The sequence below is a fragment of the Paraburkholderia sp. BGA-UO-ETr-F12 genome, from assembly GCF_059567945.1.
Window position 1 is genome coordinate 1 of record NZ_JCAQOZ010000065.1, and the last position, 24,945, is coordinate 24,945.

24 protein-coding genes and 1 pseudogene are annotated in these 24,945 nt (G+C 62.0%); 10 read left to right on the forward strand and 15 right to left on the reverse strand.

Annotation, left to right across the window (positions count from 1 at the left end; translation table 11 throughout):
* Positions 1-645: RHS repeat-associated core domain-containing protein (locus tag AC57B6_RS32775; RefSeq protein WP_496422887.1), on the forward strand; the 645-nt coding region annotated here is incomplete at its 5' end.
* 44 nt (positions 646-689) lie between these two features.
* The gene (locus tag AC57B6_RS32780) at positions 690-1,322 is read left to right on the forward strand and encodes a hypothetical protein (RefSeq protein ID WP_496422888.1); all 633 of its coding nucleotides are present in this window, start codon (positions 690-692) and stop codon (positions 1,320-1,322) included.
* 126 nt (positions 1,323-1,448) lie between these two features.
* Here the strand turns inward: AC57B6_RS32780 and AC57B6_RS32785 are convergent, their stop codons facing one another.
* Positions 1,449-1,649, reverse strand: coding sequence for a SymE family type I addiction module toxin (locus AC57B6_RS32785; protein WP_496422889.1), 201 nt, complete (start codon positions 1,647-1,649; stop codon positions 1,449-1,451).
* Between the two features lie 50 nt (positions 1,650-1,699).
* On the opposite strand from AC57B6_RS32785, the gene AC57B6_RS32790 reads away from it, so the two are divergent.
* Entirely contained in the window at positions 1,700-2,002 is a 303-nt protein-coding gene (locus AC57B6_RS32790; RefSeq protein WP_496422890.1) for a hypothetical protein, read from the forward strand.
* 106 nt (positions 2,003-2,108) lie between these two features.
* On the opposite strand, the gene AC57B6_RS32795 is transcribed toward AC57B6_RS32790, so the two are convergent.
* From AC57B6_RS32795 to AC57B6_RS32815, 5 genes are all read right to left on the reverse strand, one after another.
* Positions 2,109-2,342 carry a SymE family type I addiction module toxin gene (locus AC57B6_RS32795; RefSeq protein WP_216750147.1) on the reverse strand — a complete coding sequence of 78 codons (234 nt, stop codon included), beginning with the start codon at positions 2,340-2,342 and terminating at the stop codon, positions 2,109-2,111.
* 259 nt (positions 2,343-2,601) lie between these two features.
* Positions 2,602-3,456 carry an FkbM family methyltransferase gene (locus AC57B6_RS32800; protein WP_496422891.1) on the reverse strand — a complete coding sequence of 285 codons (855 nt, stop codon included), beginning with the start codon at positions 3,454-3,456 and terminating at the stop codon, positions 2,602-2,604.
* A 164-nt stretch (positions 3,457-3,620) separates the two neighbouring features.
* Complete coding sequence (locus AC57B6_RS32805; RefSeq protein ID WP_278497743.1) at positions 3,621-5,231, reverse strand: FMN-binding glutamate synthase family protein; 1,611 nt, start codon at positions 5,229-5,231, stop codon at positions 3,621-3,623.
* 154 nt (positions 5,232-5,385) lie between these two features.
* Positions 5,386-6,531, reverse strand: a complete 1,146-nt coding sequence (mnmA, locus tag AC57B6_RS32810) for a tRNA 2-thiouridine(34) synthase MnmA (protein ID WP_252888721.1) — start codon at positions 6,529-6,531, stop codon at positions 5,386-5,388.
* Positions 6,532-6,663: 132 nt separating this feature from the next.
* Positions 6,664-7,149 (reverse strand): NUDIX hydrolase, encoded by a 486-nt coding sequence (locus tag AC57B6_RS32815; RefSeq protein WP_496422892.1) that lies wholly within the window; start codon positions 7,147-7,149, stop codon positions 6,664-6,666.
* 320 nt (positions 7,150-7,469) lie between these two features.
* On the opposite strand from AC57B6_RS32815, the gene AC57B6_RS32820 reads away from it, so the two are divergent.
* The 3 genes from AC57B6_RS32820 (at position 7,470) to AC57B6_RS32830 (ending at position 10,496) form a co-directional block, all read left to right on the forward strand.
* A complete protein-coding gene (locus AC57B6_RS32820) occupies positions 7,470-8,612 on the forward strand; it encodes a Re/Si-specific NAD(P)(+) transhydrogenase subunit alpha (RefSeq protein ID WP_106355358.1) in 1,143 nt (380 codons plus the stop codon).
* Between the two features lie 97 nt (positions 8,613-8,709).
* The gene (locus tag AC57B6_RS32825) at positions 8,710-9,042 is read left to right on the forward strand and encodes an NAD(P) transhydrogenase subunit alpha part 2 (RefSeq protein ID WP_028198874.1); all 333 of its coding nucleotides are present in this window, start codon (positions 8,710-8,712) and stop codon (positions 9,040-9,042) included.
* Entirely contained in the window at positions 9,042-10,496 is a 1,455-nt protein-coding gene (locus AC57B6_RS32830; protein WP_028198873.1) for an NAD(P)(+) transhydrogenase (Re/Si-specific) subunit beta, read from the forward strand. Before AC57B6_RS32825 ends, AC57B6_RS32830 begins: the two co-directional genes overlap by 1 nt.
* Positions 10,497-10,609: 113 nt before the next feature.
* On the opposite strand, the gene AC57B6_RS32835 is transcribed toward AC57B6_RS32830, so the two are convergent.
* The 8 genes and pseudogenes from AC57B6_RS32835 to AC57B6_RS32870 form a co-directional block, all read right to left on the reverse strand.
* Positions 10,610-11,350: a helix-turn-helix transcriptional regulator gene (locus AC57B6_RS32835; protein WP_030102060.1), complete on the reverse strand. Its 741-nt coding sequence runs from the start codon at positions 11,348-11,350 to the stop codon at positions 10,610-10,612.
* A 67-nt stretch (positions 11,351-11,417) separates the two neighbouring features.
* Entirely contained in the window at positions 11,418-11,801 is a 384-nt protein-coding gene (locus AC57B6_RS32840) for a VOC family protein (RefSeq protein WP_183802122.1), read from the reverse strand.
* Positions 11,802-12,008: 207 nt separating this feature from the next.
* Positions 12,009-13,304 (reverse strand): THUMP domain-containing class I SAM-dependent RNA methyltransferase, encoded by a 1,296-nt coding sequence (locus AC57B6_RS32845; protein ID WP_106355364.1) that lies wholly within the window; start codon positions 13,302-13,304, stop codon positions 12,009-12,011.
* A gap of 239 nt (positions 13,305-13,543) precedes the next feature.
* On the reverse strand, positions 13,544-15,652 hold the full coding sequence (locus AC57B6_RS32850; RefSeq protein ID WP_496422893.1) for a site-specific recombinase: 2,109 nt from the start codon (positions 15,650-15,652) through the stop codon (positions 13,544-13,546).
* 671 nt (positions 15,653-16,323) lie between these two features.
* Positions 16,324-17,043 (reverse strand): PqiC family protein, encoded by a 720-nt coding sequence (locus AC57B6_RS32855; protein ID WP_474634134.1) that lies wholly within the window; start codon positions 17,041-17,043, stop codon positions 16,324-16,326.
* Positions 17,040-18,698: a PqiB family protein gene (locus tag AC57B6_RS32860; RefSeq protein ID WP_028198867.1), complete on the reverse strand. Its 1,659-nt coding sequence runs from the start codon at positions 18,696-18,698 to the stop codon at positions 17,040-17,042. Before AC57B6_RS32860 ends, AC57B6_RS32855 begins: the two co-directional genes overlap by 4 nt.
* Positions 18,691-19,342 (reverse strand): annotated as a pseudogene (locus tag AC57B6_RS32865) (paraquat-inducible protein A). The gene AC57B6_RS32860 and the pseudogene AC57B6_RS32865 overlap by 8 nt, the downstream one beginning before the upstream one ends.
* Positions 19,343-19,349: 7 nt before the next feature.
* A complete protein-coding gene (locus AC57B6_RS32870; protein WP_496422894.1) occupies positions 19,350-20,105 on the reverse strand; it encodes a paraquat-inducible protein A in 756 nt (251 codons plus the stop codon).
* Positions 20,106-20,539: 434 nt separating this feature from the next.
* Between AC57B6_RS32870 and AC57B6_RS32875 the strand changes: the two genes are divergently transcribed.
* The 4 genes from AC57B6_RS32875 to AC57B6_RS32890 all read left to right on the forward strand — a co-directional run bounded on the left by AC57B6_RS32875 (position 20,540) and on the right by AC57B6_RS32890 (position 23,889).
* Positions 20,540-21,100 (forward strand): cytochrome b, encoded by a 561-nt coding sequence (locus tag AC57B6_RS32875; protein WP_028198865.1) that lies wholly within the window; start codon positions 20,540-20,542, stop codon positions 21,098-21,100.
* Between the two features lie 8 nt (positions 21,101-21,108).
* On the forward strand, positions 21,109-21,672 hold the full coding sequence (locus tag AC57B6_RS32880; protein ID WP_496422895.1) for a YceI family protein: 564 nt from the start codon (positions 21,109-21,111) through the stop codon (positions 21,670-21,672).
* Positions 21,673-21,751: 79 nt separating this feature from the next.
* On the forward strand, positions 21,752-22,321 hold the full coding sequence (locus AC57B6_RS32885; RefSeq protein WP_046569988.1) for a YceI family protein: 570 nt from the start codon (positions 21,752-21,754) through the stop codon (positions 22,319-22,321).
* Between the two features lie 290 nt (positions 22,322-22,611).
* Entirely contained in the window at positions 22,612-23,889 is a 1,278-nt protein-coding gene (locus tag AC57B6_RS32890) for an MFS transporter (protein WP_030102055.1), read from the forward strand.
* An 87-nt stretch (positions 23,890-23,976) separates the two neighbouring features.
* Here the strand turns inward: AC57B6_RS32890 and secF are convergent, their stop codons facing one another.
* Positions 23,977-24,927 (reverse strand): protein translocase subunit SecF, encoded by a 951-nt coding sequence (gene secF / locus AC57B6_RS32895; protein WP_028198861.1) that lies wholly within the window; start codon positions 24,925-24,927, stop codon positions 23,977-23,979.
* Between the last annotated feature and the right edge of the window lie 18 nt (positions 24,928-24,945).

Below are 24,945 nucleotides of genomic sequence, written 5' to 3' on the forward strand. Positions count from 1 at the left end.
GACTACCTGAACGTGGGCGACGATCTGGCGCTTGCGAACACGGACGACGACTGGTCGCACCGGCTGCAGCAGTTCCCGCTGTTCGTCGGGGGTGCGCCGGACGAATTGCTGATGCGGCGCAATGGTGATGATCCGGCAACCGACCGCTACGTGCTGCGCGACGCGAACAACAACGTGATCGCGCTGACCAATGCGGGGCAGAACATCGTCACGCAATACCGCTATGAGCCTTACGGACAGACGACGCTGAGTGGCGCAGCGGATGCGAACCCGCAGCAGTACACCGGACGGGAGAATGATGGGACGGGGCTGTATTACTACCGGAACCGGTATTACAGTCCGCAGACGGGCAGGTTCATCAGTGAGGACCCGATCGGCTACGCGAGTGGGCAGACGAATGCGTATGCTTACGTGGGTGGGAACCCGGTTCAGTTCAGAGATCCCTTTGGTCTGGCTCGCGGCAAGAATGGACGATGGGCACCTGACTCATGGTGTGTCAACTGCGGTGGTCCACATGCGGGAACGTATACTCCATATTGTCCAGACTGCTATAGGAAATCGCAGGATCCTAATGGTCAAACTCCGGTGCTTCCGATTGATCCAAGCGGCGGAAATAAGGGTAGCGGAACATGTCCCATTGATTAGGCGGTCGCGCGGCACGGGGTCGCGATCTGAAAAAGAGAAACTGCATGCAGTTCATACTTGAGATTTTCGACAACGTGACGGAGTGCATTGAACATGAAGTGCGCTTCGAGGCTGGCGGCGATGAAATCGCCGCGTGTCTAGGTCTGGATGCGCTCCTTGCGCATAGAGTTTATAGACTTGATTCTGCTGATGTGGTGCGTGTGGAGAGGCGTTTCCAGTTGCGATTGCCAGAGGGCGCGGAGATCGTGATGCTTCGGGCACAGAATCGGCCGCTTGATGAGCTGCCCTACATGCTCCACACGAATCGCGAGTTAAGGATGATGTTGTCCGGCACAAAACCACTGTCGGCGTTTTGCGGGCAATATCCGCCTCATTCAGACGTAGAAGAAATCCCAGAGAGGCTGTTTGATCCGTTTGTCGAAGCTGGAAGGTTTGTCAAACGCGAATACGTGGAGCCATTGCGCGATGGCCCTGTACGGGGCATCCATCATGTCTTGTACGCGTTGCCGGGGGAAAGTTGGCGCATCGATGCCTATATCCTGATGCAGGACGAAGCAGCACGTGCCGGATGGAATGAAGGTTTTGAAAGAATGCAAGGGTCACTACTCGGATATGAGTCCTGGCAAAATGACATTCACATTACCAAGATGAGGAAACGTGCTGATGAACGTAAATGAGGAAGTGATTAAGTATCTCTCGTGGGCGCGCGGAGAGTAGTCGTCGGAAAGCTTGTTCAGCTCGTTCACATTGAGGCTGTTAAACAGTCAGACAACAGAGGGGCCGCATTCGCGGCCCCTCTGTATTTAAAGCGGTGTAATGACAAGCTTCTGGTGTTCGACGGTGATACGCACGCGCTGTCCGGGTTCAAAGCCGGCGGTTTGGATCCATCGTCCGGAGAGCTTCATCCACGGGAAGGTGGCCGGCTCCTTGCGCATATGGAAGGGCAGGCGTGCCGGTTTCTGCTTGTGCTTAAACCACCAAAGCGTATGGCCCGACGGGCGCATACAAAAACGATGACGGGTGGGCGCAGTCGATAATTTCCGGGAATCAAAGAATGCAGATTGAAATTCGTCTGAGCAGCTTCTACTCAGTGGGTGAAGAGCGGCGTTTCTTTAAGACACTAGAGGAGGTTGCCGCGATCAAGCACATACAGGGTGTAGGAAGGGGGGCGCTGATTGACATCGACCTGCGCTATTTGAGCGAGGATGCCTTGCGAGACATGATCGCTCTGTTCTGGCGTTATGGAATCGTACTTGTCCCATTGCAGGCGTTGGCGACCCGCAAAAGATTTGCGTGGTTAAGCGATGAGCAGGCCTATTGGCACAAGAGCATGTTTGAGACATCTCTCGCGGAGTGAACATAATTTATGGGGCATTGTGTTGGAACTGCTAGAGAACAAGGCTCCAGTTCTTGCCACGCATCCGTGACGTGACAGAAGGGCCGCTCGCGCGGCCCTTCTGTATTTAAAGCGGCGTAATGATGAGTTTCTGGTGTTCGACGGTGATACGCACGCGCTGTCCAGGCTCAAGGCCGGCGGTCTCGATCCATCGTCCGGAGAGCTTCATCCACGGAGAGAGGGGCGGGGTCTTGGGCCTATGGAAGTGCATGCGAGCCGGGTTCTGATAGCGCCAGGATTCCTGGATGGTGACGGATCGCTCAGTGACGGGTGGACGTGCTTTATGATTGACATCAGCCATGATCAACTGCTGGTGTGAGTTGGTGCCCTTCGGCGCGCGTTGCGCGACCTTGACGGGGTCGGCGTCAGGGTGGTTCGCGAAGGCCGGCGCGGTTCTGGAACAGTGGGACACGACGGTCCTGTTCCGCCGGGTTTGACGGCGCGCGCAGCGCGACGGCAAACCGATGAATGTCGGCGCACTACCGTTTCTCTACTATCGGAATAGGTATTACAGTCCGGCGGCAGCAAGATTCATCAGCGAAGATCCCGAGCAGCCATTGTCAACCACTCGCCCCGCTCCCACCCACCAACATATGCACGGACGAATCCGTCACCTCCTCAAACCCCTCGATCTCCATCTCCAGTTCCCGCGGCAGAGCGAGCATATTGCACGACACCACACGGTCGTAAATATTCTCCGCGCACCCAAAGAAATTCCCAGGATTGAATAAAGGCGGCAAATGCCACCACATCCGATAGTCCTTCGCCCACAGCCACTTGATCAATGCCTGCGAACGATCGCGCTGGTCGTTCTCTACGTAAATCACCGGCCGCGACCGGGCGATGGTTTCCTCCGCGCCTTGCAGCGCATTCAACTCGAACCCCTCCACATCCAGCTTCAGCAAGCCGACCGTATGCGAGCGCAGCACATCGTCAAGCCGGACGCACGGAACCGGGATCGTGTTCGCCGCGGCCTCTGTCTGCATCGACACGGCGCCAAAATTGCCCGGTGCGTCGTAGTCAGGCCGCGCAAAATGCAGTGTGCCCGCACTCGCGCCGCATGCATACGGCCAGGCCAGCACGTTACGCAGGCCATTGGCCGCGAGATTCGCACAGAGGTTCTGAAAGATCACCGGCTGCGGCTCGAATGCAACCAGCACCTGGCGTCGCGCCAGCGCCTCGCGAGCCAGCATGACGGAATGCACGCCGATATTCGCGCCGACTTCCACAACGATCCCCGGTTGCACCAGTAACTGTCGCAGTACGGCGGATTCCAGCTCGCAGCACTCGCCGTATTCGATGAGCGCCCGGCCTAGATAGAAGTCGTTGGGATTGGCGAGCATCCAGCCTTGCCGGGTCTGGACAAGTTGCGTATGAGCCGCAAGCGGCAGCGGAGCAGAAGGGGACGTGAGCATGAACATTAAGCGGGTGCAGAAGACCCGCCAATGTACGATCCGTCGCAGCAGTTGTATATAAGACGGGTTCCTAAGGATTCTTATTTTTCTGAAAGAAATCCCCGCCAAAACCTAAGACTCAGGCGGCGATCGGTTCAATAAGAACCGCCGCCGTCACAACCGGCCTACGTCGCGGCCAATTCAACCTTCGGCGCAAACGAATCGCTTTGCGCCATAGGCCAATATTTCTCGTACAGCGTGTAGCGATAGTTGCCGTTCAGCAGGTCGTTCGGATCGAGATACTTCAGCAGTTCGGACATCAACTGCACCTCATGCGACGACACACGCCGCACGATGTGATGCGCGCGCAGCTCCGCCGGATGCTTGAGCCCCGCGGCCTGAATGATTTCCTTCAGCGCATGCAACGTGTTGTGATGGAAGTTGAACACGCGATCGGCCTTGTCCGGCACGACCAGCGCACGTTGGCGCACCGGGTCTTGCGTCGCGACGCCCGTCGGGCAGCGGCCGGTGTGGCAGGTCTGCGCCTGAATACAACCGACCGCGAACATGAAGCCACGCGCCGCGTTGACCCAATCCGCGCCGATCGCCAGCGTCTTCGTGATGTCGAACGCGGTGATCATCTTGCCGCTCGCGCCGATGCGGATGCGCTGACGCAAACCGATGCCGACCAGCGTGTTGTGCACCAGCAGCAAGCCTTCTTGCAACGGCACGCCGACGTGGTCGGTGAATTCCAGCGGCGCCGCACCCGTGCCGCCTTCCGCGCCGTCGACCACGATGAAGTCCGGCAGAATGCCCGTTTCCAGCATCGCTTTCGCTATGCCGAAGAATTCCCACGGATGCCCGATGCACAGCTTGAAGCCGGTCGGCTTGCCACCGGACAGTGTGCGCAAGCGGTCGACGAATTCGAGCAGGCCGCGCGGCGATGAGAATTCGGCGTGGGTGGCGGGCGAGATGCAATCGCGGCCCATCGGCACGCCGCGCGTTTCCGCGATCTCGGGTGTGATCTTGGCGGCCGGCAGCACGCCGCCGTGACCGGGCTTCGCACCTTGCGAGAGCTTCACTTCGATCATCTTCACTTGCGGCTCGGCGGCCTGCTTCGCGAACTTCTCCGCGCTGAAGGTGCCGTCGTCGTTGCGGCAGCCGAAGTAACCCGAAGCGATTTCCCAGATGATGTCGCCGCCATGCTCGCGGTGGTATTTCGACATCGAACCTTCGCCCGTGTCGTGCGCGAAGTTGCCTTTCTTCGCGCCGAGGTTCAGCGCCATGATCGCGTTCGCCGACAACGAACCGAAGCTCATCGCGGAGACGTTGAAGATCGACATCGAATAAGGCTGCGCCCGGTCGGGCCCGACGACGATACGGAAATCGTGGCTGGCGATCGTGGTCGGCGCGAGCGAGTGGCTGATCCATTCGTGTGCGACGGCTTTGACATCGAGTTCGGTGCCGTACGGGCGGCTATCGACGTCGTTCTTCGCACGCTGATACACGATGCTGCGTTGCGCGCGAGAGAACGGTTTCTCGTCGGTGTCGTCCTCGACGAAATACTGGCGGATTTCCGGGCGGATGAATTCGAACAGAAAGCGGAAGTGGCCCCACAGCGGATAGTTGCGCAGAATCGCGTGGCGTTGCTGCGTCAGATCGAACAGGCCCAGCGCGACGAGCGCCACCGGCACGATGATCCAGAACCACGAAATGTGATGCGCCGCGGCGAGCGCCGCACAGGCTGCGAGCAGAATGACTGCGCACCACATTGCCAGATAACGTCGAGAAAGCATGGGGACTCCAGTGCAGTGGGGATCGTCGCGGAGGGATCGTCGACGCGCTCGGCGCAGGCGGAATCAGCCGCGAAGGGAAACGAACGACTGCTTGTTATTGGGAAGCTGATGCAAGGGGAAGCCGGCTCAAGGGAAGCTGGCTCAAACCCGCAGGTCAACGGGCGGTCAGCAACGCTGCCTGTTGCGCCTCGCGCACCGTTGGTTGCCCGGTCACCGCGTGTTCGATGATGCCGCCGCCGAGACACACCTCGCCATCGTAGAGCACCGCGGATTGCCCCGGTGTGACAGCCCATTGAGCGGCGTCGAAATTCAGTTCGAAGAGGCCTTCACCGACACCGGCCGCGCTGAAGGTGCACGGTGCATCTGCTTGCCGATAGCGGGTTTTCGCGCCGCATGCGAAACCTTCAGCCGGCGGTTCACCCGCCACCCAGCTCGTATTGCCCGCGCTCAACGTATGACTCAGCAGCCACGGATGGTCATGGCCTTGGGCGACATACAGCGTATTCGACGCAATGTCCTTGCCGGCAACGAACCACGGCTCGCCGCTGCCGTCCTTACTGCCGCCAAGGCCGATGCCCTTGCGTTGCCCGAACGTGTAGAACGCGAGGCCGATGTGTTCGCCGATCACTTTGCCGTCGGGGGTTTTCATCGGGCCCGGTTTGGTCGGCAGATAGCGGTTCAGGAAATCGCGGAACGGCCGTTCGCCGATAAAGCAGATGCCGGTCGAATCCTTCTTCTTCGCATTCGGCAGCGCGATCTGTTCGGCGATCTCGCGCACTTTCGTCTTGGGAATCTCGCCGAGCGGAAACAGCGTCTTCGACAATTGCGCCTGGTTTAGCCGATGCAGGAAATACGACTGGTCCTTCGTATGATCGAAGGCCTTCAGCAATTCGAAGCGGCCATTGTTCTCTCGCACGCGCGCATAGTGGCCGGTCGCGATGGTTTCCGCGCCAAGCGACATGGCGTGATCGAGGAAGGCTTTGAATTTGATTTCGGCGTTGCACAGCACGTCGGGATTCGGCGTGCGTCCGGCCGAATACTCGCGCAGGAATTCGGCGAACACGCGGTCTTTGTATTCGGCGGCGAAGTTGACCGCTTCGACGTCGATGCCGATCAGGTCCGCCACCGAGACGACGTCGATCCAGTCCTGCCGGGTCGAACAGTACTCGCTGTCATCGTCGTCTTCCCAGTTTTTCATGAACAGGCCGACCACGTCGTAGCCCTGTTCCTTCAGCAGCCACGCGGTAACGGACGAATCGACGCCGCCTGACATGCCTACTACGACTTTCTGCTTGCTCATAAGGTGCTCACTGGGTACTGCGTGACTTCATGGATCGTGGGTTGACCGTGTTACTCGCCCGCCTGCCTGGCCGCTCGTGACGGATCCGGCTTGCTTGACGGGTTAGACCTTGGGACGTCTGTTGCTGCCTGCTTACTCTGCCTGTTTGCGCCCGACCGAATGCGTGTGCACGAAATCAAGCGGGAAACACCGCCCCGCGAGGTAGTCGTCGAGACATTGCATGACGAGCGGCGTGCGATGCCGTTCAGGGCAGGCGCGCAATTCGTCGGCGCTCATCCACAGCGTGCGGACAATGTCGGGATCGAGAGCGCGCTCTGCAACCGCTGCGCCACTCGTGCCGCAATAGGTGAAGCGCAGATACGTCACGCCCTCAACGCCGGGTCGCTCGAAATGCGTCATATACATGCCGACCAGCGCCTCGGGCGTGAACGGATGCGCGGTTTCCTCGAGCGTCTCGCGGATGACCGCTTCCACCAGCGTTTCGCCCGCTTCCAGGTGGCCGGCGGGCTGATTCAGGCGTAGGCCGTCGGCGGTATGTTCCTCGACGACGAGAAAACGCCCATCACGCTCGACAATCGCCGCAACGGTAACGTGCGGCAGCCAGGTTTCCGGTTTCATGGGTGCGCATTTTACCGTTTATAGGCCTGGGCTGCCGGGAAGCGGGCGACCGGCAGCGGGCGACCGGCTGCGGGCGACCGGCTGCGGGCGACCGGCGGCGGGCGACTGGCCACTCACGCGCAAGCGGCATGAGCAGCATGACCGGTAGCCCACGGCCGGCATCCTGCAAGGCGCCCGTCGGGCCGCGACCCCCGGATTGTCCCCGATTTCTGCACACCCCCAGGTTTCGGTTAAAGTGACGCCGTTAGCCGTTGCACTTGCAAGCCGGCGTGCCTCGTCGGCAGCTCTGTCGTAAAACAGGAAGTCGAGGAGGAAAAAAGATGCACATCGGAGTGCCAGCCGAGACGCGCGCGCACGAAACCCGCGTCGCCGCGACGCCCGAAACGGTCAAGAAATATGTGACCCAGGGCCACCGGGTCACGATCCAGAGCGGCGCCGGCACCGGCGCGAGCTTTCCTGACGAAGCCTTTGCGGCCGCCGGCGCGGAAATTGTCGACGCCGCGACCGCCTTTGGGGCCGATCTCGTTCTGAAGGTCCAGTCTCCGACCGACGCCGAGCTGCCGCTTCTGAAGCGCGGCGCGACGCTGGTCGGCATGCTCGATCCGTTTAATGCTGAAAACTCATCAAAGCTGGCGGCTGCGGGTGTCACCGCGTTCGCTCTGGAAGCCGCGCCGAGAACCACCCGTGCGCAGAGCCTCGACGTACTGAGCTCGCAGGCGAACATTGCGGGCTACAAGGCGGTGCTGCTGGCCGCCACGCTCTATCCGCGCTTCATGCCGATGCTGATGACGGCAGCCGGTACCGTGAAAGCGGCCCGTGTGCTGATACTCGGCGCAGGTGTGGCCGGATTGCAGGCCATCGCGACCGCCAAGCGCCTGGGCGCGGTCATCGAAGCCTCCGACGTGCGGCCCGCGGTCAAGGAGCAGATCGAATCGCTCGGCGCCAAATTCCTCGATGTGCCGTACGAAACCGACGAAGAGCGCGAAGCCGCGCAGGGCGTCGGCGGCTACGCGCGGCCGATGCCGCCTTCGTGGCTCACGCGTCAATCCGCGCTGGTGCACGAACGAGCGAAACAGGCCGACGTGGTGATCTCGACCGCCCTGATCCCAGGCCGCGCCGCACCGACGCTGATCTCGGTGGAAACCGTGCAGGCGATGAAACCGGGCTCCGTGCTGGTCGACCTGGCCGCTGGACGCGGCGCCGAGTACGAAGGCCGGCGCGGCGGCAACTGCCCGCTGACCGAAGCGGACCAGGTTGTCGTGAAGCATGGAGTGACGATCGTCGGTTATACGAATCTCGCCTCGATGGTGCCCGCCGACGCGTCGTCGCTCTATGCACGCAACCTGCTCGACTTCCTGAAGCTGATCATCAGCAAGGAAGGCGCCCTGAACATCGATCTCGCGGATGACATCGTCGCGGCCACGCTGCTGGCCCGCGACGGTGAAGTCACGCGCAAGACCTGAGAAATGAATTACATGGGACCGAAGTAAGCGCCAACGCTGATCGAGAGCTAAAGCGCCAACTCCGGCCGACATCGAATCAATACATAGGAGAGCGGCGATGGAAGTCATCAACCACACCGTCATCAACCTGATCATCTTCGTGCTGGCGATCTACGTCGGCTACCACGTCGTCTGGAACGTCACGCCCGCGCTGCATACGCCGCTGATGGCGGTGACCAACGCGATCTCGGCGATCGTGATCGTCGGCGCGATGCTGGCGGCAGGCCTCACCGTGGGCGATACGGGCAAGTTCTTCGGCACGCTGGCCGTCGCGCTTGCGGCGGTGAACGTGTTCGGCGGATTTCTCGTGACGAGGCGCATGCTGGAGATGTTCAGGAAGAAAGAGCCGAAGAAGCTGATCGCCGACAAGACCGCCAAGGAGAACGCGTAATGAGTCTGAACGTCGTCACGCTGCTTTATCTGGTCGCGTCGGTCTGTTTCATTCAGGCGCTCAAGGGGCTGTCGAATCCGAAGACGGCGCGCACGGGCAATACGTTCGGCATGGTCGGGATGGCGATTGCGATCCTCACGACCATCGCGCTGATCGTCAAACAGGCGAACGCGCTCGGCTCGAACCTCGGCTTGGGGCTTGGCCTGCTGCTGGTCGCGCTGGTGATCGGCGGCGCGATCGGCGCGTTCGTTGCCGCGCGCGTCGAGATGACCAAGATGCCGGAACTGGTTGCGGCGATGCACTCGCTGATCGGCCTTGCGGCCGTGTGTATTGCGTATGCGGTGGTGTCGGAGCCGGCGGCCTTCGGTCTGGTCGATCCGGAGAATACGCTGCCAGGTTTCCTGCCTTACGGTAACCGGATCGAACTGTTTATCGGCACATTCGTCGGCGCAATCACGTTCTCCGGATCGGTGATTGCGTTCGGCAAGCTGTCGGGCAAGTACAAGTTCCGGCTGTTCCAGGGCGCACCGGTGGTTTACGCCGGGCAGCACCTGATCAACCTGTTCCTTGCGATCGGGATGCTCGGCTTCGGCGTGATCTTCTTTCTCACGCAGTCGTGGCTGCCGTTCATCATCATGACGTTGATCGCGTTCGTGCTCGGCGTGCTGATCATCATCCCGATCGGCGGCGCGGATATGCCGGTGGTGGTGTCGATGCTGAACTCGTATTCGGGCTGGGCGGCGGCAGGCATCGGCTTCTCGCTGAACAATCCGATGCTGATCATCGCGGGCTCGCTGGTGGGCTCGTCGGGTGCGATCCTGTCGTACATCATGTGCCGCGCGATGAACCGCTCGTTCTTCAACGTGATTCTCGGCGGCTTCGGCAACGAGGCGGGCGCGGCGGCGGCGGGTGGCGCGGCCGAGCAGCGTCCGGTGAAATCCGGTTCGGCCGACGATGCGTCGTTCATGCTCGGCAATGCCGAAACCGTAGTGATCGTGCCGGGTTACGGGCTGGCGGTGGCGCGTGCGCAGCATGCGCTGAAGGAACTCACCGACAAGCTGGTCGAAAAGGGCATCGAGGTGAAGTACGCGATTCACCCGGTGGCCGGGCGCATGCCGGGGCACATGAACGTGCTGCTCGCGGAAGCCGAAGTGCCGTACGACATGGTCTACGAAATGGACGACATCAACGGCGAGTTCGGTCAGGTGGACGTGGTGCTGGTGCTCGGTGCGAACGATGTGGTGAATCCGGCGGCGAAGAACGATCCGAAGTCGCCGATCGCGGGCATGCCGATCATCGAGGCGTACAAGGCGCGCACGGTCATCGTGAACAAGCGTTCGATGGCAGCGGGTTACGCCGGTCTCGACAACGACCTGTTCTACATGGACAAGACGATGATGGTGTTCGGCGACGCGAAGAAGGTGATCGAGGATATGGTGAAGGCGGTGGAATAACACGGGCTACTGTTGTCGCGCGGCCTCCCTCGTGGTGGGCCGCGAATCGCCCGGACGGACATCGGGTTCTCCAACGCGCGCACACTCGCGTCCCCAAACCGTATCGCACATCTTTATCGCTGCTTCCCATTCACGTGCCGTAGCCAATCCGCCAATCGTCGTCCTTCCTGATCCGGATACGTTTCAAGCACCTGAAGATCGCGGATTCTCTCCAGCCCGAAATTGCGGAAATCGCCGCGCAATTCGCACCACGCGCCGAGCGTCCAGCGCGCCCCCCAATAAGCCATCGACAGTGGCCACACGCGCCGCTCGGTCTCCGCGCTGTTCGCATCGGTATAGGCGAAGCTCACCACCTGACGTGCATCGATCGCGCGGTGCAGCACGTCTACCTTCGCCGAAAAATCCGCCTTGATATGAAACGACGGCGCGAAGATCGCCAGACGCTCGAGCGTGGCGCGTTTGTCGGCGGGCATTGCCGAGGCGATCTTCGCCAACGCCCCGCGTGCGCCGCTCGCGAAGCCGGCGCCGCCCCACGATTCGAGCATGCGTGCGCCCGCTGCGAGCGCGGCCAACTCGTCGGCGGTGAAGGTGAGGGGCGGCAGGCTCGCCGCGCGGCTCAGGCGGTAGCCGATACCCGCTTCGCCTTCGATTGGCACACCTGAGAGCTGTAGATCGCGCACGTCGCGATAGACCGTGCGCAGCGAGATATTCAGCCAGTCGGCGAGTTGTTGTGCGGTGGTCAGACGTCGGCCGCGTAACAGTTCGGCGATCTGGAACAGGCGGTCGGCGCGTCGCGTCATCGTGGGCGTCTTGTAGAAAAGGACGGGGACAGACCCACGATGATAGCGCCGCATGCCGCGCTCCGGTCAGCGTTCCGTGCGGCGCCTGCCGGCCGCTGCGCTGGTGCGCCGAGTCACGTGCTCAACCGTTGGTCAGCGAATGCAGGCCGAGGCGGTTGCCTTCCGTATCGGTGAAGAACGCGATGTAGCCGATGTCCTGCGGCAGCTTGATCACCGGACCGTCGGTTTTGCCGCCGGCCTTTTCGATACGGGCGAGGGTCGCGTCGACCGTCGGCTGGGCGTTCAGATAGACGAGCACACCGTCGCCGCTCGGCGTCGTCGACGGGCTATGGACGATTGCGCCGCCGGTGGCCGGTTCCTCGTAGTCGAAGATGGCGATCGGCTGGCCGCCGACTTCCTCATGGCGCAGCTTGACGTCGAGCGCGGCTTCGTAAAAGCGCACGGCGCGAGCGAAATCGACGGACGGAATCTCGAACCATGCAACAACTTTGGATGAAGCGGACATGACACTCTCCTGTGGATGGCGGTAAGCCGTGCAAAGCGCCGGATGGCGTGAGAAGGAGTGTGCGTGAGGGCTGCTGACAGCGTAGTGTCAGTAGGGCGTGGCGGAATCGCGGGAATCGTGGGAGTCGCGGGTGCCGCAATACTGAGGTGCGGGCGAAAAAAAACCGCGGACCAGGTCCGCGGTTGTTCGATGTCGTTCTGCTCCGGCTTAGGCCGCCGGCGTGTCGTTGTTCTGCGGCCGTTGGCGCACGCTGCCCGCGATCAGATCGAAGCGGAACAGCCGGCATTCGAGCGCGCCGTTAAAGAGCGGCGTCTTGGTCGACTCGCGCAGACGCATCTGGCCCGGCAGCTTGCGATCCGACGTCAGAATGAACGCATGCCAGCCGGTAAAGCGCTGCTTCAGCGCATCGCCGAGCGACTGGAAGAATTCGCTGTCCGGCGTTTCTTCCTGAGCGCGGCGGAAGCTATCGTCGTCGCGGCCTTCACGCGTGGCGCGACCTTCGCGGATTTCGCCGCGTGCGTTGCGGCCGCGCACTTCGATCCGTTCGCCATACGGTGGATTCGCCACGAGAATGCCCGGTTCGGTCGACGGCGCCGTCATGCCGCGCGCGTCAACCTGCTTGAGCGGAATAGTCGGCAGGCCGGCGCGCTGGAAGTTAGCACGTGCTTTGTCGAGCATGTCCCCGGAAATGTCGCTGCCGAAGATCTGCAGATCGGCGCGCGAGCTGCGGGCGGCGTGTTTGGCGTCGAGCGCGGCGGCCTTCATCGGTTGCCAGGTTTTGGCTTCGAATTGCTTGAGCTTCTCGAAGCCGAAGCGGCGCTCCGCGCCTGGCGCGATATTCAGCGCCACTTGCGCGGCTTCCGCGAGGAAGGTGCCGCTGCCGCACATCGGGTCGTACAGCGGCGTGCCGGCAGTCCAGCCGGTCAGGCGCAGGATGCCCGCCGCGAGATTCTCGCGCAGTGGCGCTGCACCCTTGTCGAGACGCCAGCCGCGCTTGAAGAGCGGATCGCCGGAGGTGTCGAGGTACAGCGTGCAATCGGTGGCGGTGAGGAACGCGAACACGCGCACGTCGGGCATGGCGGTATCGATGCTCGGACGGGCCCCGCTCACTTCGCGCAAACGGTCGCAGATCGCGTCCTTGACCCGCAGCGTCGTGAATTCGAGGCTGCGCAGCGGCGATTTGATCGCGGTGACGTCCACACGCAGCGTTTCATTCGCCGAGAACCACTGCTCCCAGCGCTGTTCGAGCGCGAGCGCGTAAATGTCCTGTTCGCTGCGATACGGCCGATGCGCGATTTTCAGCAGCACGCGGCTCGCGAGGCGCGAGTACAGGTTGGCGGCCATGCCGGCGGCCCAGCCGCCGCGGAAATGCACACCGCCGGGCACTTGCGCGCCGGCCGTGAACGGTGCGCCGTTCAGGTGCTTCGCGGCAATTTCGGCGAGCTCGGTGGCGAGCGAGGCTTCAAGGCCGCGCGGACAGGGAAGGAAGAAATCGAAGGACATTGAGGTTGCCGGAAGGCGTTAGATAAGGCGCTATTGTACGCGGTCGGGGTGACGGCCCAGGCAGGGGGCGTTCCCGGAGGCGCGGCGGCGTATGCGGGCGGCCTGCGCTCGTGAGTAATGCATGAGTAGCGCATGAGTAGCGCATGAGTAGCGCATGAGCAGCGCGTGGTTTCAGGGACGCCCGGCGCCGCACAGGTAAGGCATGGCAGCCGATTGCCGGGCGACCCCCGTGGATGGCTCTATTTGTCTTGTGGCGCCGCTTTGGCTGGCCATACCAGCTCAAGCGGATGCCTGAACACCCGCTGCCAGATCGCGCCACGCAGCGAGCGCACCGCATTGCGCCGCAAGTCGCGCGATTTCACCGCCATGTAGAAGGCGAGGGCGAAACTCACGGCCACGTTGAGGATCGCCATGCTGCCGACGCCCGCGACCGCCCACCACAGCTCCGGTAGTTTCAGCGCGTCCTTACCCAGCACGCCGAGCGCCACGCCGATCGAGCCGGCGCTGAGCGTCACGTGACGCACTTCGAAAGTGAAGGCGAACGCGGTCAGGATCGCTGGCACGAGTCCGAGCATCAGGCCGAGCGTGATATTGCCCACCACGCCGGCTACGTTCGAGCGGCAAAACGCGGCGAGCCGGGCGGCGCCGGCCACGCCGAGTGTCATGCGCAGGCGCCGGTTATAGGCAAGCGCGTCGGCCACGCGATGCAGGACGAACCAGTTGTCCGCCCAGCCCGACAGCAAACTCGACGACCACAGCAGCACGCCCGTCAACGCGGCATAGAACGGTGTCGGGCCGAGCAGCGAGAACGAGTGCAGCGTGGCGTGCGCCTTCTCCGGCGAAATGATGTTGGCATTGAAGAGCGCATGCCACAGCAATTGCACGCCGAAGCACACCGGAAACACCAGTAGCACGTTGCCGAGCACCGCGGCTGCCTGGGTGCGCATCAGTGCGGTCACCGAACTCACGAAGCTGTCCACGCCTGCTGGCGTGCCGACGCCGTCCAGTTCACGGGCGAGGGTGGGCGCGGTCATTGCTGGTTGCTTGGTGGCGAGCGAGAAGTGCAGGAAGTGCATCAGCAGGAAGCTGGCCGAGTAGTTGATGCCGGCGAGCAGCCCTTCGAACATCGATTGCAGATGTGCACCGGTGATAGCGAATTTCACGCAGACCGTGACGACGGTCACGAGGCCGCCGCCAGCTGCCATGCGCAGCATCTTCAGGTATTCGGCACGATCGCGCGCGATGTAGTGTTCGCCGGTATCGGCGCTGTACTCGACGACCTTGCGCGCCAGTAGCGAGAAATTGCTGCGTACGAGATGGGCGACGCTCTGGCTCGCGTGATTCGCGTTCACCAGTTCGGCGGCGAGACGTGCGCTGGCGTGCGGATCGTCCTGCGTCATCCAGGCGTTCAGCAGATGTTCCGCGCGCACGATGCGCATGCGCATGCGTTCGACCTGGAACACGATGTCGACACTGACGCCATTGCGGTAAAGATGGGCGAAGACGTTGTCGGTGGCGCTGCGGCATTCGTCGAGCAGCAGGCGCAGGTAGTTGACCTCATGCAGCAGCTTGTCTTGCGGGCCGCCTGCGCTGACGGCCTGATGGGCTGCTTCGACGGCCAGCATGGCGCGCGTGAGCCGGTAGAACGGCTGCTTTTCCATGGCGACGCGTACATCGCCGGCATCGCGGAGGTCGACTTCGCCGAGCCGGCTGCGGACGGTTTGCGACAGACCGGTTGAGCTGATCTGGCAGGTGAGGTTGTGCAGCGCGGCCAGCAGGTCGAGCGAGAAAGGGGTGACGTCGCGTTGTTCGCTGTCGTTCTGGTCGTAGTCGAGGAGGGCGCGGATGCGGGTGAGCAGATCGGTGGGCAGATTGGCGATCCATTCGGCGTCGCGTTGCTGGCCGAACATCAGCGTGACGATTGCTCGCAGGTCGCGGCGGTTTGGCGCGGGCGGGATGAGCGAGGCTTCGAGGCGTTCGAAGAGTGCGCCGAAGAACCCGGAGTGGACGGGCATGCCGGCATCGCAGAGCAGCGAGAGGCCGTCGCTTTCGCGCAGGAGCGCGCGGAGAATGCCGGCGACGTTGGCTTTCCAGGCCGGGTTGCGGTCCAGCACGTGGAGGAGATAGCGGATTCTTGTGTGCGCTGGGGTGGTGGTTTCGGCGGCGTCGAGGTGGTCGGGTTGGACTGTGCGGCCGCGGTGGATCCAGTGGGCGAGTTCGATCAGCCATTCGCTGCGGTCTGGATAAGGGGCGGATTTGTCTGCGATCGCTAGTAGGGCGTCCAACTGGTGGCCGCCGTCGCGGGAGGCACGCCATTTTTTTATGAATCTTTTGATTGAAGTGAACATTTTGCTTTGTTTGCCTGTTTCGGCGGGTTCCTTGTTGATCTGTGCTTTGGTCTTTTAGCCTTTTTGGCCTTTCCTTGAATTGTTCGTGGTCTATTAGCGTTGCCCCTGTGCGGGGCGGCACCTACTTTTCTTTGCCTGCCGCAAAGAAAAGTAGGCAAAAGAAAGCGGCTCACACCGCTAGCTCATAAGCGGGTCCCCCGCGCAGCCACGGTAGTGGTGCATCTGGAATCTGTCGCCTCGCACATTCAGCCTCAGTGACAAGGCAGTCATACCTCCGGCGGCGCTGCGCGCGCCGATACCCGTTTCCCAAAACCATCAGGTGTACCAAGTGTACCAAGTGTACCAGGCGCCCCACCCGGCCGCCGGTTTCCCTGGCAGACCCGTCCGCGACGCACGCAGTGCGGAGTGGGAGCTGATGAGTGCTTTGTCACTAACGCGGAGTGTGCGAGGTGACGGATTCCAGATGCACCACTACCGTGGCTGTGCGGGGGACCCGCTTAAGAATTAGCGGTGTGAGCCGCTTTCTTTTGCCTACTTTTCTTTGCGGCAGGCAAAGAAAAGTAGGTGCCGCCCCGCACAGGGGCAACGCTAATAGACCACTAACAAAGCAAGGAAAGGCCAACACCCCAAGCGCACGGACAACCAAACCGCCGACAAGGCAAAACCCTTTTTCAACTGCCAGCGGCACCAGCCTCCACAGCGGGAGGACACACCGGCACAGCAACCCCACCCCCCTTCCCGGCGGAGCCACCTTTAGCCGCAGCCATAGCCTGCACACCACCAGCCACCTGCAAAGCAATCCTCTGCAACGCAGCCCGATGCCCATCAACAAGCGCATCGTAGCCGCCGCTAACCGGCTCACTCACCACACTCCGGCACGTCATCACAGCCGTCCCACGCACAGCCCGCACACTCCAGACCGCATCGATCAACGCATGCGACCCCGGCCACGACTCGAACCGCTGCACATTCATGCTGACCCGGTACACCGGCGTCGTATCCGGATACGCGGTGCCGTACACATCGATCGTGCCCAACTGCTGCGTCAGACTGGTCGACAAAGCCCGACGAATCTCGTCACCGGGCAACGAAGCCCAACGCTCCTGTTCGAGTACCTGGACCTGCGTCGGCCCCGTCTGCACCACCAACTGATTCTTCGCCACTTGCGGCGGCACATCGATCGGCGCGACTTCGATCAGCCATGCAGGCGCAGCCGTCCGGGCGCTGACCGGCGCCGCAGAACCGGCAGGCGCGCCATCCGCGCCGAGCGTATAAAAGCGGCTGCTCGGCGACGAACACGCCGCCATCGCCATCAGTCCGGCCAGAGCGCCGACATAAACAGCGCCGCGCACAAGCCCGCGCGGCGGGCGGGGGAGCCGGGCAAACGTCATGGTTTATCTCCTGATTTACCGCGCAACAGCGATTCCGGATGACGCTCCAGATAATCCGACAGCGCATTCAGCGACTGCAACGTGCGTGTCAGTTCCTGCAACGCCTGATGAACATCCGACTGCAACGGCGAGTCCTGCTGCAACGTCGCCTCCGCCGAACCGAACGTGCGCTTCGCCGAGGCCAGCGTGTCGCGCGCCTCCGGCACGACTTCCTTGTCGAGTCGCGTGAACAGCTGGTCGGCATTCTTCAACGCGCTGTTCAGGTTCGTCCCAATCTCGTCGAACGGCACCTTGTCGAGCTTCTTCGCGATGTCGGCAACTTGCAGTTGCAGTTCGTCGAGCGTGTTCGGAATGGTCGGCAACTCGAGCGGATCGCCCGTTACGTCAACCGTGGCCGGCGGCGCTTTCGGGAAAATATCGAGCGCCACATACAACTGGCTCGTAATCAGATTCCCGGTGCGCAACTGGCCGCGCAAGCCGTGCTTGACGAGCTGTTGCAGCAAGGTCTGGCCGGCGAGCGTGCCCGGGGTCGGCGCGGTTTCGCGGAAGCGCTTGCCGAGACGGTCCGGATACAGATTCATCGTGACCGGCATCGTGAAGCTGCGCGTCTTCGGATCGTAGTCGATGCCGATGTTGGTCACCTGACCCAGCACGATGCCGCGGAAATCGACGGTCGCGCCGACCGACAGCCCACGCAGCGACTGGTTGAAGTTCATCACCACGCGCAACGGCACGCCATCCGGCTCGCGCATCGCGTCCTGTTCATCCGAGGCGAGGCGGAACGTCATGTTGTTCGGCGCCTGCGCGCCCACGCCCTGGCCCGGCGGCGACTGGAACGACAAGCCACCGACGATCACCGTCGCGAGCGATTGCGTGTTCAGCTTGAAGCCGCTCGAGTCGAGCCGCAGATCGACGCCGCTCGCATGCCACCAGCGTGAATTGGTGCCGACGTACTGGTCGAACGGCGCCGACACGAACACCTGCATCGTTACGCCGGTGCCGTCCTTGTCGAGCGAGAAGCCGACCACCTGGCCAACCTGCACACGCCGGTAGAAGATCGGCGAGCCGATGTCGATCGAGCCGAGCGAGTCGCCGTGCAGAATGAACTGGTGGCCCTTCTGGTCGCCCGTGATAGGCGGGGGCGTTTCGAGGCCGACGAAGTTCTTTTCGGTGTCCGGCGAATGGCCGGCGTCCGCGCCGATGTACGCACCCGAGAGCAGCGTGGTCAGCCCGGACACGCCGCTCGCGCCGATGCGAGGGCGCACCACCCAGAAACGCGAATCCTTCACTGCGAAGTTTTCGCCTTCCTTGGTGAGCTGCACCTGAACCAGCACGTGCGAAAGATCTTTGGACAACGTGATGGTCTTCACCGAGCCGACGTCGACGTCCTTGTACTTGACCTTGGTCTTGCCGGGTTCGAGGCCCTCGGCGCTAATGAAACTGATCGTGATGGTCGGGCCTTTCTCGGTAACCGACTTGATCACGAGCGCGAGGCCGATCAGTGCGGCGATCAACGGAATGACCCAGACGAGCGAGGGCAGCCAGCGGCTGCGCGGTTCGATGTCTGGGTCCGGCAATTGGGGCGGCAGCTTCGGTCCGTTCGAATCGTTGCGCGGCGCATCGGAGGCGGGCGTCGGTCCTTGCGGGCTAGTCATGGTCGAGGTCCTGAGGGTTTTTGGGTACTGCCTTCCACGTTGTCCCAGATGAGCCGTGGATCGAATTGCATGGATGCCATCATCGTCAGAATCACCACCGAACCGAACGCGATCGCGCCCGGTCCGGCCGTGATCACGGCAAGCGACTTGAAGCGGACCAGCGCGACGGTGAGCGTGACGACAAACACGTCGAGCATCGACCAGCGCCCGATCCGCTCGACCATCCGGTAGAGCGTGGTGCGTTGCTCAGGCCGCCAGCGCGAGCGGCGCTGCGCAGTGGCGGTGAGCAGCACGAGCACGCTGAGTTTGAGCATCGGCACCATGATGCTGGCGATAAACACGATCACGGCCAACGGCCAGTCACCCGAGGTCCAGAAGTACACGACACCGCTCATGATGGTGTCGTCCTCCGAGCCTAGCAGCGACGACGTATGCATCACCGGCAGCAAATTTGCCGGAATATACAGCAAGGCCGCTGCGATCAGCAGCGCCCAGGTGCGCATCAGGCTGTCGGGGTTGCGCCGGTGCAGCACCGCGCCGCAGCGGCTGCAGTGTTGGGGCGTGACCGAGCGGATGCGCGGCTCCACGCGTCCGCATGCGTGGCAGGAGACCAGACCCGCGCTCTTCGCGGTCACATATTTCATCGTGCGCTCATCCCTGGTGCGGCGCCGGCGGGACAGCCGGCGGCAATGCGGATTGATTCGTGCCCTGGACATCGGGCGACGCGGGCGGCGTATCGAGGGAACTGACGGCAGCCGCTGCGCTATCCGCAGCGGTGCGCGGCAGCGGTTTCTTGCTGCGGTCGTTCATTTCGTCGGCGAGGTCCCACAGCACGCGCGGATCGAACGTGAGGACCACGGCGATCATCAGCGTCAGCACGCCGAACGCAAAGAGCGCCGCTTCGGGAATCACGCGAGCGAGACTCACCATCTTCACGATGGTAATCAGCACGCCAAGCATGAATACTTCGATCATGCCCCACGGCCGCACGAACTGAATGGCGCGCAACACATGATTGAAGGCGATCGGCACGTAACCGGCGCGCAGCGGGATCAGCACATAAAGCAGCGCGACCAGTTCGGTCAGCGGGAACAGGATGGTCGAGCAGAACACCATGACCGCGACGATCTGCATGTCCTCGCCCCATAGCGCGATGAGCGCGCCGAACAGCGTGGTTTGCGAGGTGATGCCGTTGGTTTCGAGTTCGACGATCGGGAAAGCCTGGGCAATGATGAAGGTGATCAGCGCAGCCAGTGTCATCGCACAGATGCTGTCGAGCTTGCGGGAGACACCGCGATAGAGCGTCGCGCCGCAGCGCGGGCAGCGCGCGACCGCCCGCCCGACAAGCCGGGGCTTGCTGAACAGCGCATCGCATTCATGGCACGCAATCAGGTTGTTATGTTCCATACGGCAGAAGGGCTAACGACGTGAGGACAGGCGTGCAATGCCGGTTTCGCGGCAGGCCGGAGAAAAAGTGAAACTGTAAGCCTGGAGCAATAGTATCAAACGCGCTTCGCCGCCGGGCCGGCCGTTGGCCCAGGCGCTGTTGTGTGCAGGCGACGTCGGCATCACGACTAGTCTTACATACAATCGACTGATTCTGACACTCTCCGTCCCCAATTGTTCAATACCGTTCGCTACGCGGGAAAATTTTCTAACCGGCGGCGATCCCGGCCACCGGCTTCGCATCGGACCAGGCCAAGCCAGCTTCTTCCGCTTGCGGTAGCATGGCGGCCTTGGCGTGTGCCGCAGCCGCCACGCTTTTTATCGAACTGCCGATGCAGCATGGAATAGCAGGGCCGGCTGCGCCGTTATCCTCTCTTAGCTTGCGTTGACCTGTCATGGCACTCAATCCTTCTTTCGGTGGCCGGGAGTCCTACACGCGGACTGCCATCGCCTTTCACTGGCTGATCGCGCTGCTGATCGTATGCGGTTTCGCGCTCGGTTGGGTGATGACCGACATCCCCGGCTTTACGCCCACCAAGCTGCGCTATTTCTCGTGGCATAAATGGATCGGTGTGACGGTGTTCGCGCTCGCCGTGCTGCGCATTCTGTGGCGCGCCACGCACGCGGCCCCGCCGCTGCCGCGCCGCATGCCGGCCTGGCAGCGCGGCGCCGCGCATCTCACGCATCTGCTGCTCTACGTGCTGATGATCGTAATTCCCGCTTCCGGCTATCTGTATAGCTCGGCGGCCAATATACCGGTGGTGTACCTCGGCCTGATTCCGCTGCCGCGTCTGATCGCACCGGACCCGCACCTCAAGGAACTGTTGAAGAACGTGCATATTGCGTTGAATTACACGTTGCTCGTGCTGGTCGCGCTGCACGTCGTGGCGGCGCTCAAGCATCAATGGCTGGACCGCGACGGTCTGTTGTCGCGCATGCTCCCTTTCATCAAATAAGGATAACCATGAAAGTTTCGTTTTATCGTTATATGCTCGCCGCGTTCGCAGCAGCCTCGCTGACCGCGGCCGGCAGCGCGCTCGCGCAAGTCGACGTCGCCAAAAGTTCGGTGACCGCGACGTCAAAGCAGATGAACGTGCCGGTGGAAGGCAAGTTCGGTAAATTTACCGCGCAGGTGAAGTTCGACCCGGCAAAACCGGCCGACGGCAGTGCACAGCTCAGTATCGACGTCGGCAGCTACGACCTCGGCGACGAAAGCTACAACGATCAGGTGCGTGGCAAGGACTGGTTCGACGCAAAGACCTATCCGACTGCCACCTTTGTGTCGAGCGCGATCGCCCCGGCCGGCGGCAATCAGTTCAAGGTCACCGGCAAGCTGACCATCAAGGGTAAATCGCAGACTGTCGTGGTGCCGGTCACGGTCACCCAGCAGGGCGCGACGCAGACGTTCGACGGCTCGCTGCCGATCGAGCGTTCGCAATTCGACATCGGCACCGGCGAATGGAAAGACACCTCGGTGGTCGCCGATGAGGTGGTGATCAAATTTCATATTGTTGCCGCACGCAAGTGAGGTTCGCCGCGCTGGTTGGGCGTAGCCGCTATCCTTCAAGCATTTCAGAAAACGTAAGGAGCCTGAATTGAAAACTTCCCTGTTGATCGCCGTCGGCGCATTGGCCTCATCGTTCTCGCTTGGCGCGTTGGCCGCCGCCGACACCTATCAACTCGACCCGACCCACACCTATCCGAGCTTCGAGGCGGACCACTTCGGCGGCCTCTCGGTATGGCGCGGCAAGTTCACCAAGAGCTCCGGCACGGTCACCCTCGACCGCGCGGCGAAAACCGGTACGGTGGACGTCACGGTCGATCCGGCGTCGGTCGATACCGGCAACAGCAAGCTCGACGAACATCTGAAGACGGATGCATTCTTTGACGTCGCCAAGTATCCGTCGGTGACTTACAAGGGCACGGAGATCAGATTCGACGGCGACAAGCCCGTCGAAGTGATCGGCAACCTGACGATCCGCGGCGTGACCAGGCCGCTGAATCTGAAGATCGAATCCTTCAAGTGCATGCAGCACCCGGTGCTCAAGCGCGAAGTGTGCGGCGTGGAAGCGAGCGCGCATTTCGACCGCAGCCAGTACGGCATGGATTTCGGCGCCAAGTACGGCTTCAGCATGGACACCAAGCTGCATATCCAGTCGGAAGGCATCAAGCAATAAGCGCCTCAACAAGCCTTGCGCCACTCGGTATTCAAGGCGCGTCAGGGTGCGGCCGCTGCGTCGCAACAAAAAGAACCGCTTCGTTCGCATTTGCGATGAAGCGGTTTTTTATTGTCCGGCTGAAGCGCCGGAAGCCTTGTGCGGCGGCCTCCGGTGATTTGCCGCTCGCCTCCGTTTAATTTTTCAGGTACATAGAGCGCTGGTTCCGAACTGGTTGTGCGCGCATCCAGTCGGGCAATACCCAGCGTAAAACTTACGTGAAAAATATTTCGCGCGCATTGGAGATCTTTATGAACACAACGGCAACGGCAAGCCTCGCGCGGAGCCGCCAGAATTCATGGCGCGCGGTGGTGGCCGCCTCGATCGGCAACGCGCTGGAATGGTTTGATCTGGTGGTGTACGGTTTTTTCGCGGTCATCATCGCGAAGCTGTTTTTCCCGGCGGGCAACGACACGGTTTCGTTGCTGCTGACGCTCGGCACCTTCGGCGTGTCGTTCTTCATGCGGCCGCTCGGCGCGATCGTGATCGGTGCTTACGCCGACCGCGCCGGACGCAAGGCGGCGCTCACGCTGTCGATTCTGTTGATGATGTGCGGCACGCTGATCATCGCGGTTCTGCCGACGTATCAAAGCATCGGCATTGCCGCGCCGATCGTTCTCGTGATCGCGCGTCTGATGCAAGGTTTTTCGGCGGGCGGCGAGTTCGGCAGCGCGACGGCGTTTCTCGCGGAACACGTACCGGGGCGGCGCGGCTTCTTCGCAAGCTGGCAGGTCGCGAGCCAGGGGCTCACCACGCTGCTCGCAGCCGGCTTCGGCGTGGTGCTGACCGGCAAACTGTCGCCGGAGCAGATGGCCTCGTGGGGGTGGCGTGTGCCGTTCTTCTTTGGTCTTCTGATCGGGCCGGTGGCGTGGTATATCCGCACCAAACTCGACGAAACGCCTGAGTTCCTCGCGGCGGAAACCACCGCCACGCCGCTGCGCGATACCTTCAGCAGCCAGAAGCTGCGCCTCGTGATTGCGATCGGCGTGGTGGTGCTCGGTACGGTGTCGACCTATCTGGTGCTGTTTATGCCAACGTACGGCGTGAAGCAGTTGGGACTTGCACCATCGGTTGCGTTCGCGGCGATCGCGCTCACCGGCTTGATCCAGATGGTTTTCTCGCCGCTGATCGGTCATCTGTCGGATCGCCATGGGCGCACCACGATCATGCTGATTTCGGCGCTGCTGCTGCTTATCCTGATCAATCCGGCTTTCGTGTATCTGGTCGCGCATCCGACCTTCGGCACGCTGATCGCGTTGCAGATCGTGTTCGGCTTTCTGATGACCGGCTACTTTGCCGCGCTGCCGGGTTTGCTCTCCGAGATGTTTCCGGTGCAGACGCGCACGACCGGCATGTCGCTGGCCTACAACATCGCCGTGACGATCTTCGGCGGTTTCGGGCCGTTCATCATCGCGTGGCTGATCAGCTTTACGGGCTCGAAGGCCGCGCCAAGCTACTACATGATTTTCGCCGCGGCTATTAGCCTGGCGGCGCTGATGGCGGCGCGCCGCAAGCTCGGGTTTCGCTGAGGCGCACAGGCGGTAAACGTAAAAGGCCGGTTCGAGAGAACCGGCCTTTCTTTTTGCGATCGAGTCAGATGTCTGCCTGCAGCAGAGTCAGACTTGCGCGCCTGCGTTTGGATCGTCCGGATCGACGCGTTCCTTCTTGTCCTTGATCAGGTCTTCGCGCTTCACGCCGAGCCACATGGCGAGCGCCGCCGCAACGAACACCGACGAGTAGATACCGAACAGAATACCGACCGTCAGCGCCAGTGCGAAGTAGTGCAGCGTGGGGCCGCCGAACAGGAACATCGACAGCACCATCATCTGCGTACAGCCGTGGGTGATGATCGTGCGCGACATGGTGCTGGTGATCGCGTGGTTGATCACCTCGATCACGGTCATCTTGCGTTCGCGGCGGAAGGTTTCACGAATCCGGTCGAAGATAACGACCGATTCGTTCACCGAGTAGCCGAGCACCGCGAGCACCGCGGCCAGCACCGAGAGCGAGAACTCCCACTGGAAGAATGCGAAGAAGCCGAGAATGATCACCACGTCGTGCAAGTTCGCGATCACGCCGGCGACCGCGTACTTCCATTCGAAGCGGAACGACAGATAGATCACGATGCCGATCACCACACAGGCCAGCGCCAGCAGGCCGTCGGTTGCGAGTTCCTTGCCGACCTGAGGGCCGACAAACTCGACCCGTTGCAACTGCACCTGCGGGTCCTCGCCCTTCAGCGCGCCCATCACCTGGTCGCTCTGTTGCGCCGACGTGTAGCCCTGCTTGAGCGGCAGACGGATCAGCACGTCACGCGAGGTGCCGAAGTTCTGCACCTGCGCGTCGGGATAGCCCAGCTTGTTGAGCGTGCCGCGTACCGGGTCAAGCGGTGCCGCACCGGGATACTGCACTTCGATGACGGTACCGCCGGTGAATTCCACCGACAGATGCAGCCCGCGATGCAGCAGGAAAAATACAGCGGCGATGAACGTCAGCAGCGAGATTGCGTTGAAGATCAACGCACGCTGCATGAACGGAATGTCTTTGCGGAAACGGAAAAATTCCATGGTCTTGTTCTCCGGGAC

Coding starts and splice junctions, on each gene's coding strand:
- AC57B6_RS32815 (WP_496422892.1), bottom strand. CDS start 7,149: ATGAAACCGGAAACCTGGCTGCCGCACGTTACCGTTGCGGCGATTGTC.
- secF (WP_028198861.1), bottom strand. CDS start 24,927: ATGGAATTTTTCCGTTTCCGCAAAGACATTCCGTTCATGCAGCGTGCG.
- AC57B6_RS32830 (WP_028198873.1), top strand. CDS start 9,042: ATGAGTCTGAACGTCGTCACGCTGCTTTATCTGGTCGCGTCGGTCTGT.
- AC57B6_RS32795 (WP_216750147.1), bottom strand. CDS start 2,342: ATGGCTGATGTCAATCATAAAGCACGTCCACCCGTCACTGAGCGATCC.
- AC57B6_RS32890 (WP_030102055.1), top strand. CDS start 22,612: ATGAACACAACGGCAACGGCAAGCCTCGCGCGGAGCCGCCAGAATTCA.
- AC57B6_RS32845 (WP_106355364.1), bottom strand. CDS start 13,304: ATGTCCTTCGATTTCTTCCTTCCCTGTCCGCGCGGCCTTGAAGCCTCG.
- AC57B6_RS32800 (WP_496422891.1), bottom strand. CDS start 3,456: ATGCTCACGTCCCCTTCTGCTCCGCTGCCGCTTGCGGCTCATACGCAA.
- AC57B6_RS32825 (WP_028198874.1), top strand. CDS start 8,710: ATGGAAGTCATCAACCACACCGTCATCAACCTGATCATCTTCGTGCTG.
- AC57B6_RS32805 (WP_278497743.1), bottom strand. CDS start 5,231: ATGCTTTCTCGACGTTATCTGGCAATGTGGTGCGCAGTCATTCTGCTC.
- AC57B6_RS32850 (WP_496422893.1), bottom strand. CDS start 15,652: ATGTTCACTTCAATCAAAAGATTCATAAAAAAATGGCGTGCCTCCCGC.
- AC57B6_RS32835 (WP_030102060.1), bottom strand. CDS start 11,350: ATGCGGCGCTATCATCGTGGGTCTGTCCCCGTCCTTTTCTACAAGACG.
- AC57B6_RS32820 (WP_106355358.1), top strand. CDS start 7,470: ATGCACATCGGAGTGCCAGCCGAGACGCGCGCGCACGAAACCCGCGTC.
- mnmA (WP_252888721.1), bottom strand. CDS start 6,531: ATGAGCAAGCAGAAAGTCGTAGTAGGCATGTCAGGCGGCGTCGATTCG.
- AC57B6_RS32840 (WP_183802122.1), bottom strand. CDS start 11,801: ATGTCCGCTTCATCCAAAGTTGTTGCATGGTTCGAGATTCCGTCCGTC.
- AC57B6_RS32870 (WP_496422894.1), bottom strand. CDS start 20,105: ATGGAACATAACAACCTGATTGCGTGCCATGAATGCGATGCGCTGTTC.
- AC57B6_RS32780 (WP_496422888.1), top strand. CDS start 690: ATGCAGTTCATACTTGAGATTTTCGACAACGTGACGGAGTGCATTGAA.
- AC57B6_RS32875 (WP_028198865.1), top strand. CDS start 20,540: ATGGCACTCAATCCTTCTTTCGGTGGCCGGGAGTCCTACACGCGGACT.
- AC57B6_RS32860 (WP_028198867.1), bottom strand. CDS start 18,698: ATGACTAGCCCGCAAGGACCGACGCCCGCCTCCGATGCGCCGCGCAAC.
- AC57B6_RS32790 (WP_496422890.1), top strand. CDS start 1,700: ATGCAGATTGAAATTCGTCTGAGCAGCTTCTACTCAGTGGGTGAAGAG.
- AC57B6_RS32785 (WP_496422889.1), bottom strand. CDS start 1,649: ATGCGCCCGTCGGGCCATACGCTTTGGTGGTTTAAGCACAAGCAGAAA.
- AC57B6_RS32880 (WP_496422895.1), top strand. CDS start 21,109: ATGAAAGTTTCGTTTTATCGTTATATGCTCGCCGCGTTCGCAGCAGCC.
- AC57B6_RS32855 (WP_474634134.1), bottom strand. CDS start 17,043: ATGACGTTTGCCCGGCTCCCCCGCCCGCCGCGCGGGCTTGTGCGCGGC.